The 16798-nt window shown below is 66.4% G+C and carries 16 protein-coding genes; 12 read left to right on the forward strand and 4 right to left on the reverse strand.

Annotated elements, in window-relative coordinates:
• Positions 1-57: 57 nt before the first annotated feature.
• Positions 58-1002 (reverse strand): choline ABC transporter substrate-binding protein, encoded by a 945-nt coding sequence (choX, locus tag DW2_RS01725; protein ID WP_038142925.1) that lies wholly within the window; start codon positions 1000-1002, stop codon positions 58-60.
• Between the two features lie 113 nt (positions 1003-1115).
• Here choX and betI point away from each other — a divergent pair, with 113 nt between their 5' ends.
• The 3 genes from betI (at position 1116) to betA (ending at position 4871) form a co-directional block, all read left to right on the forward strand.
• Positions 1116-1697, forward strand: coding sequence for a choline-binding transcriptional repressor BetI (betI, locus tag DW2_RS01730; RefSeq protein ID WP_038142927.1), 582 nt, complete (start codon positions 1116-1118; stop codon positions 1695-1697).
• Positions 1694-3145 carry a betaine-aldehyde dehydrogenase gene (gene betB / locus DW2_RS01735; RefSeq protein WP_038142929.1) on the forward strand — a complete coding sequence of 484 codons (1452 nt, stop codon included), beginning with the start codon at positions 1694-1696 and terminating at the stop codon, positions 3143-3145. The genes betI and betB overlap by 4 nt, the downstream gene beginning before the upstream one ends.
• Positions 3146-3218: 73 nt before the next feature.
• Entirely contained in the window at positions 3219-4871 is a 1653-nt protein-coding gene (gene betA / locus DW2_RS01740; protein ID WP_038142932.1) for a choline dehydrogenase, read from the forward strand.
• On the opposite strand, the gene DW2_RS01745 is transcribed toward betA, so the two are convergent.
• On the reverse strand, positions 4872-5246 hold the full coding sequence (locus tag DW2_RS01745; RefSeq protein ID WP_038142935.1) for a DoxX family protein: 375 nt from the start codon (positions 5244-5246) through the stop codon (positions 4872-4874).
• Positions 5247-5384: 138 nt separating this feature from the next.
• Here DW2_RS01745 and DW2_RS01750 point away from each other — a divergent pair, with 138 nt between their 5' ends.
• Together DW2_RS01750 and DW2_RS01755 are read left to right on the forward strand one after the other, a co-directional pair.
• Positions 5385-5996, forward strand: a complete 612-nt coding sequence (locus DW2_RS01750; RefSeq protein WP_238321227.1) for a thermonuclease family protein — start codon at positions 5385-5387, stop codon at positions 5994-5996.
• 72 nt (positions 5997-6068) lie between these two features.
• Positions 6069-6311, forward strand: a complete 243-nt coding sequence (locus DW2_RS01755) for an HP1242/YdcH family protein (RefSeq protein ID WP_038142940.1) — start codon at positions 6069-6071, stop codon at positions 6309-6311.
• 64 nt (positions 6312-6375) lie between these two features.
• Here the strand turns inward: DW2_RS01755 and DW2_RS01760 are convergent, their stop codons facing one another.
• The gene (locus tag DW2_RS01760) at positions 6376-7770 is read right to left on the reverse strand and encodes a helix-turn-helix domain-containing protein (RefSeq protein ID WP_038142943.1); all 1395 of its coding nucleotides are present in this window, start codon (positions 7768-7770) and stop codon (positions 6376-6378) included.
• 231 nt (positions 7771-8001) lie between these two features.
• Between DW2_RS01760 and DW2_RS01765 the strand changes: the two genes are divergently transcribed.
• The 6 genes from DW2_RS01765 to DW2_RS01790 all read left to right on the forward strand — a co-directional run bounded on the left by DW2_RS01765 (position 8002) and on the right by DW2_RS01790 (position 13749).
• On the forward strand, positions 8002-9534 hold the full coding sequence (locus tag DW2_RS01765; protein ID WP_038142946.1) for an acyl-CoA carboxylase subunit beta: 1533 nt from the start codon (positions 8002-8004) through the stop codon (positions 9532-9534).
• A 17-nt stretch (positions 9535-9551) separates the two neighbouring features.
• Positions 9552-10055 carry a DUF6497 family protein gene (locus DW2_RS01770; protein ID WP_238321228.1) on the forward strand — a complete coding sequence of 168 codons (504 nt, stop codon included), beginning with the start codon at positions 9552-9554 and terminating at the stop codon, positions 10053-10055.
• Between the two features lie 205 nt (positions 10056-10260).
• The gene (locus DW2_RS01775) at positions 10261-10608 is read left to right on the forward strand and encodes a hypothetical protein (RefSeq protein ID WP_038142948.1); all 348 of its coding nucleotides are present in this window, start codon (positions 10261-10263) and stop codon (positions 10606-10608) included.
• A 51-nt stretch (positions 10609-10659) separates the two neighbouring features.
• Positions 10660-11049 (forward strand): hypothetical protein, encoded by a 390-nt coding sequence (locus DW2_RS01780; RefSeq protein ID WP_038142949.1) that lies wholly within the window; start codon positions 10660-10662, stop codon positions 11047-11049.
• Between the two features lie 337 nt (positions 11050-11386).
• Positions 11387-11593: a hypothetical protein gene (locus DW2_RS01785; RefSeq protein ID WP_038142952.1), complete on the forward strand. Its 207-nt coding sequence runs from the start codon at positions 11387-11389 to the stop codon at positions 11591-11593.
• Between the two features lie 152 nt (positions 11594-11745).
• Positions 11746-13749 carry an acetyl-CoA carboxylase biotin carboxylase subunit gene (locus DW2_RS01790; protein WP_038142955.1) on the forward strand — a complete coding sequence of 668 codons (2004 nt, stop codon included), beginning with the start codon at positions 11746-11748 and terminating at the stop codon, positions 13747-13749.
• Positions 13750-13811: 62 nt separating this feature from the next.
• Here the strand turns inward: DW2_RS01790 and DW2_RS01795 are convergent, their stop codons facing one another.
• Positions 13812-14312 (reverse strand): DUF4174 domain-containing protein, encoded by a 501-nt coding sequence (locus tag DW2_RS01795; RefSeq protein WP_337588230.1) that lies wholly within the window; start codon positions 14310-14312, stop codon positions 13812-13814.
• Between the two features lie 158 nt (positions 14313-14470).
• Here DW2_RS01795 and scpA point away from each other — a divergent pair, with 158 nt between their 5' ends.
• The gene (scpA, locus tag DW2_RS01800) at positions 14471-16600 is read left to right on the forward strand and encodes a methylmalonyl-CoA mutase (protein ID WP_038143437.1); all 2130 of its coding nucleotides are present in this window, start codon (positions 14471-14473) and stop codon (positions 16598-16600) included.
• The last annotated feature ends 198 nt before the right edge of the window (positions 16601-16798 follow it).

Genomic DNA, 16798 nt, shown 5'->3' on the forward strand with positions numbered 1-16798 from the left:
GCCCGGCGCGCGGGGCCGGGGCCCGTTGCGCCGCGCGCCGCGTGAGCGAGGGGAGGCTCACGAGTTCAGCGCGTCTTCGACCGCCTGGCGGGCATCGCCGCCATCGAGGGTGGTCACGCCCTCGAGCCAGGCTTCCCAGGTCGCGGGATGCGCCTTGAGCCAGGCTTTCGCGGCGGCCTTCGGATCTTCGTTGTCATCGAGGATCTTGCCCATGATCTCGTTTTCCATCGCGAGCGAGAAATTCAGGTTCGAGACGAGCTTGCCGGGGTTCGGGCAGTCCTGCACGAAGCCCTTGCGCACATTGGTCATCACCTGCGCGCCGCCGTAATCGGGGCCGAAATAATCGTCGCCGCCGGTCAGGTAGGTGATCTTGAAATTCGAGTTCATCGGGTGCGGCTCCCAGGCGAGGAACACGATCGGCTTGCCGGCCTTGTCGGCGCGCGCGACCTGCGCGAGCATCCCCTGCTCGGAGCTTTCCTTCAGGTCGAAGCCCTTGAGGTCGAAGGCGTTCTTCTCGATCATGTCGAGGATCAGGCGGTTGCCGTCATTGCCGGGCTCGATGCCGTAGATCTGGCCGTCGAGATCGTCCTTGTGTTTGGCGATATCGGCGAAATCGTGGATGCCGAGCTTGTCGCCGGCCGCGTTGGTGGCGAGGGTGTATTTCGCGCCTTCGAGGTTCACGCCGAGCGTCTCGACCGTGCCGTCTTTCTCGTAGGGTTCGATATTGGCGGCCATCGAGGGCATCCAGTTGCCGAGGAACACATCGACATCGCCTTTCGACAGCGCCTCGTAGGTCACCGGAACCGAGAGGACCTTGGTGTCGGTCTTGTAGCCGAGCGCCTCGAGGATCGTGGTCGCGACCGCGGTGGTCGAGGTGATGTCGGTCCAGCCGACATCGGAGAAGGTGACGGAGGAGCAGTCGGCCGCCTGGACGGGTGCGGTGCTCGCGATGCCGAGCGAAAGCGCAGCCCCCAGAGCGAGGAGGGTGGAACGTAGCTTCATATTTTTCTCCCTGTGCCAGCGTCGAAAAACCGCAGGATGCGGTTGTTGATTGACGAGTCAATAAACATGTCCTAGCTCGACATGCAAGGAAACCGCCCGGGGACGAAACCACCATGCCGAAGCTTGGAGCAGAGCCTATACGCCGCGCCGCGCTGGTGAAAGCGACGATTGAGACCGTCGGCGAGGCCGGATCGCTCGATGTCACGGTCGCGCAGATCGCGCGGCGCGCGGGCATGTCGTCGGCGCTGGCACATCATTATTTCGGCTCGAAGGAGCAGATCTTCCTCGCCGCGATGCGCGCGATCCTGTCGATCTACGGGGCGGAGGTGCGCGGCGCGCTGGCGACCGCGCGCGCCCCGCGCGACCGGGTGCGGGCGGTGGTGATGGGGTCTTTCGCGGCCGGCTCGTTCCGGCACGAGGCGATCGCGGCCTGGCTGAACTTCTACGTTCTCGCGCAGTCGAGCGCCGATGCGCGCCGGCTGCTGCATGTCTATCAGCGTCGCCTGCGTTCGAACCTGGTGCACGGGCTGCGACCGCTGGTGGGCGCGCGGGCCGGGGCCGTGGCCGAGGGCTTGGGCGCGCTGATCGACGGGGTCTATATCCGCGCCGCGCTGGTGGGGGGCGAGCCCGACCGGGACGCCGCCTGCGATCTGGTGCTGGCGCATCTGGAAAAGGAATTGGAGGGCGTGCAATGAGAGCGCAACCGAAGGCGAGCCATTTCGTCAATGGCGCGTGGATGGAAGACGAGGCGGGCGACGCGCTGATCGTCACCTATCCCGGCACCGGCGAGGTGATCGCGAAGCTGCATGCGGCGACGCCCGCGGTGATCGACGCCGCGATCGAAGGCGCCGTGCAGGCGCAAAAAGACTGGGCCGCGCTGCGCCCGGTCGAGCGGGGGAGGGTTCTGACCCGTGCCGTCGCGATCATCCGCGAGCGCGCCGAGGAACTGGCGCAGCTCGAGACGCTCGATACCGGCAAGCCGATTCAGGAGACCCGCGAGGCCGATTGGCCCTCGGGGGCCGAGGCGCTGGAATATTTTGCGGGGCTCGCGCCGACGCTGACCGGCGAGACGATGCCGCTGGGCGGCGATTTCGCCTATACGATCCGCGAGCCGCTGGGCGTCTGCGCCGGGATCGGGGCGTGGAACTACCCGAGCCAGATCGCCTGCTGGAAGGCGGCGCCGGCGCTGTCGACCGGCAATGCGATGGTGTTCAAACCCTCCGAGATGACGCCGCTGGGCGCGTTGAGACTGGCCGAGATCTTCATCGAGGCGGGGATGCCCGCGGGCGTGTTCAACGTGGTCCAGGGCTTCGGGCCGGTGGGCGCGGCGCTCTCGAGCGATCCGCGGATCGCAAAAGTGTCGCTGACCGGCTCGGTGCCGACGGGCCGGAAGGTCTATCAGGCGGCGGCTGCGGGCATGAAGCATGTCACGATGGAGCTGGGGGGCAAGTCCCCGCTGATCGTTTTCGAGGATGCCGATCTGGAAAGCGCGATCGGCGCGGCGATGCTGGGGAATTTCTATTCCTCGGGGCAGATCTGCTCGAACGGGACGCGGGTCTTCGTGCAGAAGGGGATCAAGGAGGCGTTCCTCGCACGGCTGAAGGAGCGCACCGAAAAGATCGTCGCGGGCGATCCGCTCGACGAGGCCACGCAATTCGGCCCGCTGATCTCGGCGGCGCAGTTCGACAAGGTGATGTCCTATATCGAGACCGCGAAGGATGAGGGCGCGCGGCTGGTCTGCGGCGGCTCGGCGGGCAATGAGGGGCCGCTTTTCGTGCAGCCCACGGTCTTTGCCGATGTGACCGACGCGATGACCATCGCGCGCAAGGAGATCTTCGGTCCGGTGATGTCGGTGCTCGAATTCGAGACCGAAGAGGACGTGATCGCGCGCGCCAACGACACGCAGTTCGGCCTCGCGGCGGGGGTCTTCACCGGCGATCTGGCGCGCGGGCACCGCGTTGTCGGCCAGCTTCAGGCGGGCACCACCTGGATCAACGCCTATAACCTCACCCCGGTCGAGATGCCCTTCGGCGCGGTGAAGCAATCGGGATTCGGGCGCGAGAATTCGCGCGCAGCGGTCGAGCACTACACCCAGCTCAAGTCGGTCTATGTGGGCATGGGGCCGGTCGAGAGCCCTTACTGAGACACGCCGGGAGAGGCCGGGGGGCTGTCTGCCCCCCGGACCCCCCGAGGATATTTTCGTCAAGAGGAAGATGATGGCGCAGGCTGCGGAATTCGTGATCGTTGGAGCGGGCTCGGGCGGCTCGGCGCTGGCCTATCGGCTGGCGGAAGCGGGGCGCGAGGTTCTGGTGATCGAGCATGGCGGCTCGGATGCGGGACCGTTCATCCAGATGCCGGGCGCGCTGAGCTATCCGATGAACATGCCGGTCTATGACTGGGGTTTCGCCTCGGAGCCCGAGCCGGGGCTCGGCGGGCGCCGCCTCGCGACGCCGCGCGGCAAGGTGCTGGGCGGCTCCTCGAGCATCAACGGCATGGTCTATGTGCGCGGTCATGCGCGCGATTTCGACCATTGGGAGGAAAGCGGCGCGCGGGGCTGGGGCCATGCCGATGTGCTGCCCTATTTCAAGCGGATGGAGCACTGGCACGGCGGCGAGAGCGAATGGCGCGGGCGCGCCGGGCCGCTCCATGTGACCCGCGGGCCGCGCGCCAATCCGCTCTTCGACGCTTTCGTCGAGGCGGGGCGGCAGGCGGGCTACCCGGTGACCGACGACTACAACGGTGCGCGGCAGGAAGGCTTCGGCCCGATGGAGGCGACGATCTGGAGGGGGCGGCGCTGGTCGGCGGCCAATGCCTATCTGCGTCCGGCACGAAAGACCGGAAAGCTGCGCATCGTGCGGGCGCTGGCGCGGCGGGTGGTGTTCGAGGGCACCCGCGCGGTGGGGGTCGAGGTCGAGCGCAAGGGCCGGATCGAGGTGATCCGCGCCGGCCGCGAGGTGGTGCTGGCGGCAAGCTCGATCAACACGCCGAAGCTGCTGATGCTCTCCGGGATCGGCCCGGCGGAGCATTTGCGGGCGCGCGGCGTCGAGGTGCTGGCGGACCGGCCCGGCGTGGGCGGCAACCTGCAGGACCATCTCGAGGTCTATATGCAATTCGCCGCGCGGGAGCCGGTCACGCTCTTCAGGTATTGGAACCTCGCGGGCAAGGCCTGGGTGGGTGCGCAATGGCTGTTCTCGAAGGGCGGCGTGGGCGCGTCGAACCAGTTCGAGGCCTGCGGCTTCATCCGTTCCGATGCCGGGATCGATTATCCCGATATCCAGTATCATTTCCTGCCCATCGCGGTGCGCTATGACGGCAAGGCCGTGGCCGAGGGGCATGGCTTCCAGGCGCATGTCGGGCCGATGCGGTCGAAATCGCGCGGCACGGTGCGGCTGCGCTCGGACGATCCCGCGGCCAAGCCCGAGATCCGGTTCAACTACATGAGCCATCCCGACGACTGGACGGAGTTCCGCAAATGCGTCCGGCTGACGCGGGAGATCTTTGCCCAGCCCGCGATGGCGGGGCATGTGAAGCACGAGATCCAGCCCGGACCGGCGGTCGAGAGCGACGAGGAGATCGACGCCTTCATCCGCGAGCATGCCGAGAGCGCCTATCATCCCTGCGGCACCGCGCGGATGGGCGCGGCGGATGACCGCGAGGCGGTGGTCGATCCCGAAGGGAGGGTGATCGGGGTCGAGGGGCTGCGGGTGGCCGACAGCTCGGTCTTTCCGCGCATCACCAACGGCAATCTCAATGCGCCCTCGATCATGGTCGGCGAGAAGATCGCCGATCATCTGCTGGGCCGCGATCCGCTGCCGCGCGAAAATCTCGAGCCCTGGGTCGCGCCGAACTGGCAGGTGGCGCAGCGCTGATCAGCCGCGCCCGGCGCCGAGGGCGAGCCGCCCCGGCCCCTGCGCCGCGAGGATCAGCAAGCCGCCCGCGACCGCCCAGTTCTTGACCACGATCGTGACCTGCCAGGGATCGGCGCGCAGCTGCCAGTGAAACCAGCTGGTGAAGAGGCAATAGCCCGCAAGCGCGAGCGCCCAGAGCTGCACCCGCGGCCCGGCGATCAGGGCGAGCCCGGCGACCAGGTTGAACGCCGCCACCGGCCAGACCAGCCAGCCGGGCAGGCCGAGCCAGCCGATCATCTCCTGCACGATCCGCGGGTCCGAGACCTTCTGGGCCGCGCCGCCGAGAAAGAGCAGGGCGATCAGGATGCGGCCTGCGAGGTTCGCGTAATCGGTCATCGGGGGTGGTCCTTCGGGAAAACGGTGGTCCGGGGCGGCGTGGGTGGTGTTCTGCCATTCCCTACGAAATCTGTTGATCTGCAGATCAGAAAACTCGATATCTTGAGTATGTTAAGGATTTGTTCATTTCTCGTTCTCATGGCGTTTCCCGCCGCTGCCGCGACTGTCTCGGGCATTCCGCGCATCGTCGACGGCGATACGCTGGTGGTGCAGAACACGCGTGTGCGGCTGTTCGGGATCGACGCGCCCGAGGCCCGCCAGCGTTGCGAGACCGGCACGGGCGGGCATTGGGCCTGCGGGGCGGCCGCGACGGCGGCGCTGCGCGAGCTGGCCGGGCAGGGGGTGCGCTGCACCGGCGCGCAGGAGGATCGCTACGGGCGGTTGATCGCGGTCTGCCGGGCGGGCGGGCGCGACATCAATGCCGAGATGGTGCGCAAGGGCGCGGCCTTCGCCTATCGCAAATATGCCCGTGACTACGTGCCCGCCGAGGAGGCCGCCCATGCCGCGCATCGCGGGATCTGGCAGGGCGCGGCGGAGCGGCCGGCGCAGGTGCGCACCGAGGCGCGCAAGGGGCAGGAGGCGCCGGGGCGCTGCGCGATCAAGGGCAATATCTCGGCGCGCGGCAAGCTCTACCATCTGCCGGGCGAGCGCAGCTATGGCGCGACCCGGATCAGCACCGCGAAGGGCGAGCGGTGGTTCTGTTCCGAGGCGGAGGCGAAAGCGGCCGGATGGCGCCACGCGGGCGGCTGATTTGACCCGTGTCAAAGCGGAGCCGCGCGGGGCGCGCTAAGGTGCTTCTGACAGTCATGAAAGGGAGACGACATGGCCAACACGCCGCATACGCTGCAAGACGAATTTCCGCATCAGGTCGAGCAGATCCACGCGCTCAAGCTGAGCGATTCGCATTTCGCCAAGCTGCTCGATCAATATGATACGCTCAACGACAAGGTTCACCGGGCCGAGACCAATATCGAGCCGATGGACAGCCTCGCCGAGACCGAGTTGCGCAAGCAGCGGGCTCTGGTGAAGGACGAGATCGCGCGGATGTTGAGTGCTGTCGCCTGAGGGGTGGCGAACGAGGGACACATCCGCGCAGAAGCGCCCCGGGACCCCGCGTCCCGGGGCGTTTTCATGCGATGTCGTAGGGCAGCAGCCCGCGATGGTCGGGATCGACCTGCAAGCGGCGCTCGAGCGGCGGCACCGAGCGCTGGTGGCAGTCCTTGCGCTCGCAGATCCGACAGGAGATTCCGATCGGCTGATAGGCCTTCGGATTGCCGAGCTCCATGTCGTCGGCATAGACGAGCCCCTTGGCGTGGCTCACCTCGCAGCCCAGGCAGATCGCGTAGCGGCGCACCGGCGCGGTGAAGGAGCCGCCCGATTTCGACACGTCGCGCGCGAGGCAGAGATAGCGCACCCCGTCGGGCGTCTCGGCGAGCTGGCGGAGGAATTTCGTCGGCGTCTCGAAGGCCTGATGCACGTTCCACAAGGGGCAGGCGCCGCCGAAGCGGGCGAATTGGAGCCGCGTGGCGGAGTGGCGCTTGGTGATCGTGCCGGCCTGGTCGACGCGCACGAAGAAGAAGGGGATGCCCTTGGCGCCCGGGCGCTGCAGCGTCGAGAGGCGGTGGGCGACCTGCTCGATCGAAGCGGAGAAGATGTCGCTGAGCCGTTCGAGGTCGTGGCGGGTCTCCTGCGCGGCCTCGAGGAAGGAGGCGTAGGGCAGCAGCGCCGCCCCCGCGAAATAATTCGCAAGGCCGATCTTGGCGATGGCGCGGGCGGTGTCGGACTGGAAGCGCGCGAGATCGAGCGTGGCTTCGAGCAGGTCGTTCTGGGTGCTCAGCGCGACCTGGTGGAGAAGCTGGAAGGCCTGCGTCGCGCGGCCCGCATGGGCATTGATCAGGATCGTGTCGTCCCTGCGTTCGCGCAGCGGTGAGATGTCGGAGAACTGAACCTCGATCCCGCGTTTCGCGAGCGTCGCGATGGCGTGGGGGATCGGGTCGAGGCGCCTGCCACCGGGGCAGGAGAACCGCTCGGCCGCGCGGTCGACCGCGTCGATGTAATTGTCGCAATAATGAAAGAAGTCGCGGACCTCTTCCCAGGGGCTCACCACCGTCTGCGCGCCGTCGCGGCCGAGCGCCTCGTCGAGCGAGGCGAGGCGTTCATGGGTCTGGCGATAGGCGCGGTGCAGCTCGAGAAAGGCACGGGCGAGGGCGGGGGCGTTCGACGCGGCAAGCCGCAGATCGGCAAGCGGCGGCGCGGCATCGGAGAAGATCGGATCGGCCAGCGCCTCGCGCATGTCGCTCACCAGCCGCTCGGCATCGCCGGCCGACAGCTCGGTCACGTCGAGGCCGAACTCGCCCGCGAGTGCCAGAACCACCTGCGCCGAGACGGGCCGGTGGTTGTTCTCCATCTGGTTGAGATAGGGCAGGGAGACGCCGAGACGTTCCGCGAAAGCCTTCTGCGTCAGCCCGAGCCGCGTGCGGGTCTCGCGCAGCTTCACCCCGGCATAGAGTTTCTGAGTCGCCATATCTCCTCCTTTTGCAAATGATTTCTTAGCTTTGCAAAGAGGAGGCGTCAATTTTCCCGTATCGCTGTGCCGGTTTGAGCGAGGGGGCGTGACCGGGCGGCGGCGCCACCTCTGTTCGCATGTTCGCAATTCGCTGAGAAATGCTTGCCAATGTTTTGCAAATTTTCTTGAATCCCCTTTGTAAGATTGTTGCGCTTGTCATAGGGTGCCGAAAATATTCGGAGGACCCTCATGAGAGACATCCTGAACGAGCTCGAGGAGCGTCGCGCGCAGGCCCGGCTCGGCGGCGGCGAGAAGCGGATCGAGGCGCAGCACAAGAAGGGCAAGCTGACCGCGCGCGAGCGCGTCGAGCTGCTGCTGGACGAGGGCTCTTTCGAAGAGTTCGACATGTTCAAGACCCATCGCTGCGCCGATTTCGGGATGGAGGAGAGCAAGCCTTACGGCGACGGCGTCGTCACGGGCTGGGGCACGGTGAACGGCCGGATGGTCTACGTGTTCTCGCAGGATTTCACCGTCTTCGGCGGCTCGCTGTCGGAAACCCATGCCGAGAAGATCTGCAAGATCATGGATATGGCGGTGCAGAACGGCGCGCCTGTGATCGGGATCAACGATTCGGGCGGGGCGCGGATCCAGGAGGGCGTCGCGTCGCTCGCGGGCTATGCGGACGTGTTCCAGCGCAACATCATGGCCTCGGGCGTGGTGCCGCAGATCAGCCTCATCATGGGGCCCTGCGCGGGCGGGGCGGTCTATTCGCCCGCGATGACCGATTTCATCTTCATGGTGAAGGACAGCTCCTACATGTTCGTCACCGGCCCCGACGTGGTGAAGACGGTGACCAACGAGATCGTCACCGCCGAGGAATTGGGGGGCGCCACCACCCATACCAAGAAGAGCTCGGTCGCCGACGGCGCCTATGAGAACGACGTGGAGGCGCTTTACGAGACCCGCCGACTGATCGACTTCCTGCCGCTGTCGAACCGCGAGAAGGCGCCGGTGCGGCCCTTCTTCGACGAGGTGGACCGGGTCGAGGCCTCGCTCGACACCCTGGTGCCGGCGAACCCCAACACGCCCTATGACATGAAGGAGCTGATCCTGAAGGTCGCGGACGAGGGCGATTTCTTCGAGATCCAGAAGGATTTCGCGGCCAATATCATCACCGGCTTCATCCGGCTCGAGGGCCAGACCGTGGGCGTGGTGGCGAACCAGCCCATGGTGCTGGCGGGCTGCCTCGATATCGACAGCTCGCGCAAGGCCGCGCGCTTCGTGCGCTTCTGCGACGCCTTCGAGATCCCGATCCTGACGCTGGTCGACGTGCCGGGCTTCCTGCCGGGCACCAGCCAGGAATATAACGGCGTCATCAAGCATGGCGCGAAGCTGCTCTTCGCCTATGGCGAGGCGACCGTGCCGAAGGTGACCGTGATCACCCGCAAGGCCTATGGCGGGGCCTATGACGTCATGAGCTCCAAGCACCTGCGCGGCGATTTCAACTATGCCTGGCCCACCGCCGAGATCGCGGTGATGGGGGCGAAGGGCGCGGTCGAGATCCTCTACCGGTCTGAACTGGGCGATGCCGAGAAGATCGCGGCGCGCACGAAGAACTACGAGGACCGCTTCGCGAACCCGTTCGTCGCGGCCGAGAAGGGCTTCATCGACGAGGTGATCCAGCCCCGCTCGACCCGGCGCCGGGTGGCGCGGGCCTTTGCGGCGCTGCGCTCGAAGAAGCTCTCCAACCCCTGGAAGAAACACGACAACATTCCGCTCTGAGGAGGGAGAGGACCGCGATGGGGGCTCGGCTGCATCGGATCTGGATCGGCCTTCTGGCCGGGCTGATGCTGCCCGCTCCCGTGATGGCGCAGGAATTGCGGGAGGTGCCCGCCGCGCCGGAATACGGGCTGTTGATGCATCCCGACGATCTCGAGCCGGGGGACGGACCCCCGGGGACTTTCGGCACCGCGATCCCGGTGCCCTCGGGGCAGAAGCTGTGGTGGGTCGACGTGATCCACACCGCCGCGGGGACGAACGGGCTGACCTACCGGTTCCGCTTCCTCGCACCGCAGATCGGGGGGCGCAGCCCGCTGAGCCCGGAGATCGCGCTGAATGATATCGAGGCGCTGTGCAACAGCTGGGTGGTGCCGCGCCTCGCAACACCGGCACCCGAGCCCGAGCAGGTGATCGTAAGCCTCTCGGACCGGATCGTGCCCTTCGGACAGGCCGCCCCCGAGGCGGTGCAATATTTCGACAGTTTCTCGGTTCAAGACGGGAAATGCATATGGGAGTTCTACTGATGGCATCAGCCGCGACCGTTCAGACCGGTGGTGCAGCCTGGCCGTTTGCCGCGCGGGCTTCGGCGATCGCGCAGCGCGCGGGCGAGGGGACGGAGCGGGCGCCGCACATGCCGGCCGCCCCGCATATATCTTACGGTTACCTAGCGGCAACTTGGCTGCGCCGGTACGCTTTTCCCGTTCGAAATCAAGAACGGGGGAGTGAAAAATGTACAAGAAATACATCATTTTGGCGGTCGGTGCCGCGGCGCTCGCAGCCTGTGCGCCCAAGCCGATGCCCGAGCCTGTCACGGCCGAGCCGGTCTATACCGGGAAATATGGCGGACCGGTCGAGACCTGCCGCCCCGCAGGCTATCTCGTGGGCAGCCAGTATCCGGTCTCCGTGCCCGATTGCCCGCAGCAATGCGCGCCCGGATCGCATCTCGTCGGGGCGACCGCTGCGCGACCTGCGGTCTGCGTGCCCGACCCGACCCATGAGGGCAGCAACGGCAACGTGCCGACCCGCACGCCCAACGACACTCCGACCGGCGCGAACGGGGCTACGACCGCTCCCTGACGTCTCGAGGCTGGCGCGTCGTCCCGGGTGTGAGCCGCGGGAGGGCGTGTCATGCTGAAGCATCGCGGATTTCCCGGGCGCCTGCCTTCGACGGATTACCAGTTCACGATCCGCCGGGCGAACAAGAAGGGCGCGACGAAGATCATCCGGCGCGAGCGCTTTGCCGACCGCGCTGCGGCCGACCGGCGGGCGGATGCGGGCTTTCTGGCCGCGCTCTGGACCCATTTCGGCGAAGAGCCCTTCGAGCGCGGCAATCTCGATGCCGGGCGACTGAGCTGGCTGTTCGGCCGCGAGGTGGTGCCGGCCGAAGACCCGTTCGATCCCGAAAGCTACGAGGCGCTTCTGCGTCTCGACGTGAAGCGCGCGCAGGCCTCCTTCCCCGAGGTCTTCGCCTCTCCGGAGGCGTTCGATTTCGGTGACGAGGACGAGGATTGGGCATGATTTCGCTGATCCTCCGGCCGGAATGGCAGCATGCTGCCGAGTTCGCGCAGGACGCGGAAAACGCCTTTGCAATCCATCGGGTGAAGGCGCAGGTTCAGGGGGCGGGTCAAACTGTCCCCACTATTCCTGACCCGCGTAAAATCCCTACCCCTTCCCTTTATCTGCGGCCTGATCTGATGGTCGGGCCGCAGTTTTTTTCCCGTGAAGGGGCGCAGGATAGGCGGTGCGACGCCGATCGACGCGCGACGGGTGCTCGTGCGGCGTTTTTGCCGTTGGCTTTTCACGGCTTCGCGATAAGATTTTGCGCAATCAGAACCGCTAACGGAGGCAGTGTCCCATGCGCAAAACCCCCCTTCTTCTTCTCGCCGCCGGGCTCGCGCTCGCAGGCTGCATGCAAACCGACGGCCAGCGCGCGCTGGCAGGCGCCGCGGGCGGCGCGATCATCGCGGATGCGACCGACAACAACGTGGTTGCCGGTGCCGCTCTGGGTGCGCTCGCGGGCACCTATTGCGACGACGCGGGCGTCTGCACCCGCTCCTACTGAGTTCGACCGCGCGGGCCTGACCGCGCGCCCACTCGACATGACCGCCATCGGGGCACGCCGCCCCGGTGGCGGTTTTTCTTTTGTCTCACAGCAAGATCACGACATGCGGGGCGGGTGGAGGCCCCTCCCGCTCCCGAAGGGAAGGACCTGACATGTTCAAGAAAATCCTGATCGCCAACCGCGGGGAGATCGCCTGCCGCGTCATCAAGTCGGCGCGCAAGATGGGGATCAAGACGGTCGCCGTCTATTCCGACGCGGACGCGCAGGCGCTCCATGTCAGGATGGCCGACGAGGCGGTCCATATCGGTCCGCCGCCCGCGAACCAATCCTATATCGTGATCGACAAGATTATGGACGCGATCCGCCAGACCGGGGCCGAGGCCGTGCATCCGGGCTATGGCTTCCTGAGCGAGAACAAGCTTTTCGCCGAGGCGCTGGAAAAGGAAGGCGTGGCCTTCATCGGCCCGCCCTCGGGCGCGATCGAGGCGATGGGCGACAAGATCACCTCGAAGAAGCTCGCGCAGGAGGCGGGGGTTTCGACGGTGCCCGGCTACATGGGGCTGATCGAGGATGCCGACGAGGCGGTGAAGATCTCGGATCAGATCGGCTACCCGGTGATGATCAAGGCCTCCGCCGGCGGTGGCGGCAAGGGGATGCGGATCGCGTGGAACGCCGAAGAGGCGCGCGAGGGCTTCCAGTCCTCGAAGAACGAGGCCGCGAACAGCTTCGGCGACGACCGCATCTTCATCGAGAAATTCGTGACGCAACCGCGCCATATCGAGATCCAGGTGCTGGCCGACAAGCACGGCAACTGCGTCTACCTGAACGAGCGTGAATGCTCGATCCAGCGCCGCAACCAGAAGGTCATCGAAGAGGCGCCCTCGCCCTTCCTTGACCCCGAGACCCGCCGCGCGATGGGCGAGCAGGCCGTGGCCCTGGCCAAGGCGGTGGATTACGCGAGCGCCGGCACGGTGGAATTCATCGTCGATGGCGAGAAGAACTTCTACTTCCTCGAGATGAACACCCGACTTCAGGTGGAGCACCCCGTCACCGAGCTGATCACCGGCATCGACCTGGTGGAGCAGATGATCCGCGTCGCCGATGGCGAGACACTGCCCTTCGCGCAGGGTGATATCGGCATCAATGGCTGGGCGATCGAGAGCCGTCTTTACGCCGAGGACCCCTATCGCAACTTCCTGCCCTCGATCGGCCGGCTCACCCGCTACCGCCCGCCGGTGGAAGGCCAGAGCGCGACGGGCGGCATCGTGCGCAACGATACCGGCGTCTTCGAGGGCGGCGAGATCTCGATGTTCTACGACCCGATGATCGCGAAGCTCTGCACCTGGGCCCCGACCCGCGAGGAGGCAATCGAGGAGATGCGTCTCGCGCTCGACACGTTCGAGGTCGAGGGGATCGGGCACAACCTGCCGTTCTGCGCGGCGGTGATGGATCACGAGCGCTTCGTGACCGGCAATATCACCACCGCCTTCATCGCCGAGGAATATCCCGAGGGCTTCGAAGGGGTGACGCTGTCCAAGCACATGCTGCGCAAGGTCGCCGCGGCGACCGCGGCGATGGAGCGCGTCGCGGAAATCCGGCGCACGAAGATCTCGGGCACGCTGGGCAATCACGAACGCATGGTCGGCACGGATTGGGTCGTCTCGCTGCAAGGGGATGACTACCCCGTCACGGTGAAGGCGGACAAGCAGGGCTCGACCATCGTCTTCGAGGATGGCGATGCGATGCGCGTCGAGAGCGACTGGACCCCGGGCGATCAGCTGGCCAAGCTGACGGTCGATGGCGCGCCGCTGGTGCTCAAGGTCGGGAAGATCCCGCTGGGCTTCCGGATCCGGGTGCGCGGCGCCGATCTCAAGGTCCATGTGCGCACGCCGCGCCAGTTCGAGCTGTCGCAGCTGATGCCGGTGAAACTGCCGCCCGACACCTCGAAATTCCTGCTCTGCCCGATGCCGGGCCTCGTCGTGAAGATCTCGGTCGAGGAAGGGCAGGAGGTGCAGGAGGGGCAGGCGCTCGCGACCGTCGAGGCAATGAAGATGGAGAACATCCTGCGCGCCGAACGCAAGGGCATGGTCAAGAAGATCAATGCCGAAGCCGGGGCGAGCCTCGCGGTGGACGACATCATCATGGAGTTCGAATAAGTGGCTGCCGCGCCGTGGCATAGGCTGGCCCCCGCGGCCTGTCCCGCCACGGCGGGGCGCGATCAGAGACCGCGTTCCTGGCGGACCTCCTCGCGTCGGATCGGCATCTTGTCGATCGAGCGGACGATCTCGCGCGCGTCCCAGGGGGCGGGTTTGCGCAGGTTCACGGTGCCGTCCTTGGCGATGATGACGAGCGAGAAGCCACGCGGCCGGAGCTGTCGGCGCAGGTCGCTGGCGGGATCGGGCGTGGTGTCGGTGATTACCACGACGTCGCGCCGGGCCAGTTCGGACCAATGCGCCTCGATCTGGCGCATCTGCTCGCGGAAGGCGGGATCGAACGGGCTGTCGGCGAAGACGACGACCGGGCGCTTCTGCCAGACGAAGGAGGCCAGATCCGCCTCGGCTCCGGGAACGGGGGCGAAGACGGGGTCCTCGTGCTCGCTCTGGACCGCCGCCGGCTCGGGCGGCACCGCCTCTTGCGCCGTGGCCATCCCGAACGGCATCCCGAGCGGCGCCAGCGCGAGATATGCAGCGATTCCAAGGGTCAGGCGTGGGGGCATCATCGTCTCTCCTGAACCCGATATAGGCATTGCGCGCCGCCCGCGCCATGCCGCCCGACACGATTTTCATCCCCCGGCAGGGCGGGGGGAGGCTCGGACGTAACGATCGGCCGCGACAGGTGCGAAATGCCCCGCGGCGACAGTGAAAGAAGGACATGGCCATGACGGACAGAAAAGAGGAATGGCGCAAGCTCGCCGAGAAGGAGCTGCGCGGCCGGCCGCTCGAGGATCTCACCTGGCAGACGCTGGAGGGGATAGAGGTCAAGCCGGTCTATACTGAGGACGACACCGCCGGGCTCGACCATCTGGGCACGATGCCGGGGATCGCGCCCTTCACCCGCGGCCCGCGCGCCACGATGTATGCCGGCCGCCCCTGGACGATCCGGCAATATGCGGGCTTCTCGACGGCCGAGGAATCGAACGCCTTCTATCGCCGCGCGCTGGCGGCCGGTCAGCAGGGCGTGTCGGTGGCCTTCGACCTCGCGACGCATCGGGGCTATGACAGCGATCACCCGCGCGTCGAGGGCGATGTCGGCAAGGCAGGCGTGGCGATCGACTCGGTCGAGGACATGAAGATCCTGTTCGACGGCATCCCGCTCGATCAGGTCTCGGTCTCGATGACGATGAACGGCGCGGTGATCCCGGTTCTGGCGAATTTCATCGTCACCGGCGAGGAGCAGGGCCATGACCGCTCGGTTCTGTCGGGCACGATCCAGAACGACATCCTCAAGGAATTCATGGTCCGCAACACCTATATCTATCCGCCCGAGCCCTCGATGCGGATCATCGCGGATATCATCGAATACACCTCGAACGAGATGCCGCGCTTCAACTCGATCTCGATCTCGGGCTACCACATGCAGGAGGCGGGCGCGAACCTCGTGCAGGAGCTGGCCTTCACGCTGGCCGACGGGCGCGAATATGTCCGCACCGCGATCAAGGCGGGAATGGATGTCGACAAGTTCGCGGGGCGCCTGAGCTTCTTCTTCGCGATCGGGATGAACTTCTTCATGGAAGTCGCCAAGCTGCGCGCCGCGCGCCTGCTCTGGCACCGCGTGATGAGCGAGTTCAACCCGCAAAAACCGCAAAGCTCGATGCTGCGCACCCATTGCCAGACCTCGGGCGTGTCGCTGGCCGAGCAGGACCCCTATAACAACGTCGTGCGCACCGCCTATGAGGCGATGGCCGCGGCGCTGGGCGGCACGCAATCGCTGCACACCAACGCGCTCGACGAGGCGATCGCGCTGCCCACCGATTTCTCGGCCCGGATTGCGCGCAATACCCAGCTGATCTTGCAGGAAGAGACCGGTATCACCAATGTCGTCGATCCGCTCGCGGGCTCCTACTACATCGAGAAGCTCACCGCCGATCTCGCCGAGAAGGCCTGGGCGCTGATGGAAGAGGTCGAGGAGATGGGCGGCATGACGAAGGCCGTGGCCTCGGGCATGCCCAAGCTGCGCATCGAGGAATCCGCGGCGCGCCGTCAGGCGATGATCGACCGCGGCGAGGAGGTGATCGTGGGGGTGAACAAGTACCGCCTCGAGAAGGAGGACGAACTCGACATTCTCGATATCGACAACGTCAAGGTGCGCGAGAACCAGATCGCCCGGCTCGGGAAGATCCGCGCCAGCCGCGACGAGGCCGCCTGCCAGGCCGCGCTCGACGAACTCACCCGCCGCGCGACGGACGGCGGCAACCTGCTCGAGGCGGCGGTCGAGGCCGCGCGCGCCCGGGCCTCTGTGGGAGAAATCTCGATGGCGATGGAAAAGGTATTCGGCCGGCACCGTGCCGAGGTGAAGACCCTCGCGGGGGTCTATGGCGCGGCCTATGAGGGCGACGAGGGCTTCGCGCAGATCCAGCGCGACGTCGAGAGCTTCGCCGAGGCCGAGGGCCGCCGCCCGCGGATGCTGGTGGTGAAGATGGGTCAGGACGGGCATGATCGCGGCGCCAAGGTGATCGCGACGGCCTTCGCCGATATCGGCTTCGACGTCGATGTGGGCCCGCTGTTCCAGACCCCCGAGGAAGCCGCACAGGACGCGATCGACAATGACGTGCATGTGGTGGGGATCTCCTCGCAGGCGGCGGGGCACAAGACGCTCGCGCCGAAGCTGATCGAAGCGCTGAAGGAGAGGGGCGCCGAGGATATCATCGTGATCTGCGGCGGCGTGATCCCGCAGCAGGATTACGAATTCCTCAAGAAAGCCGGGGTCAAGGCGATCTTCGGACCGGGGACCAACATCCCCGCCGCCGCACGCGAGATCCTCGACATCATCCGCACCACGCGCAGCTGAGCCCGCGGGGTGAAGAGGGGGAGGGGGCCTAGCCCGACCGATAGTTGTCCGCTGAATGGTTCCGATGTCCGCAATTGGGTGGGCTCACTTGCGCCTGCAGGCATTGTCTCTGCCTGGCCAAGACGCTGCCACTGACAAAGAGAAAAGGCGCGGATTCCACCGCGCCCTTTTCCTGTTCGTTTTGCGTGATCTAAGTCT

Source organism: Thioclava atlantica (assembly GCF_000737065.1).
Classification (GTDB): Bacteria; Pseudomonadota; Alphaproteobacteria; order Rhodobacterales; family Rhodobacteraceae; genus Thioclava; species Thioclava atlantica.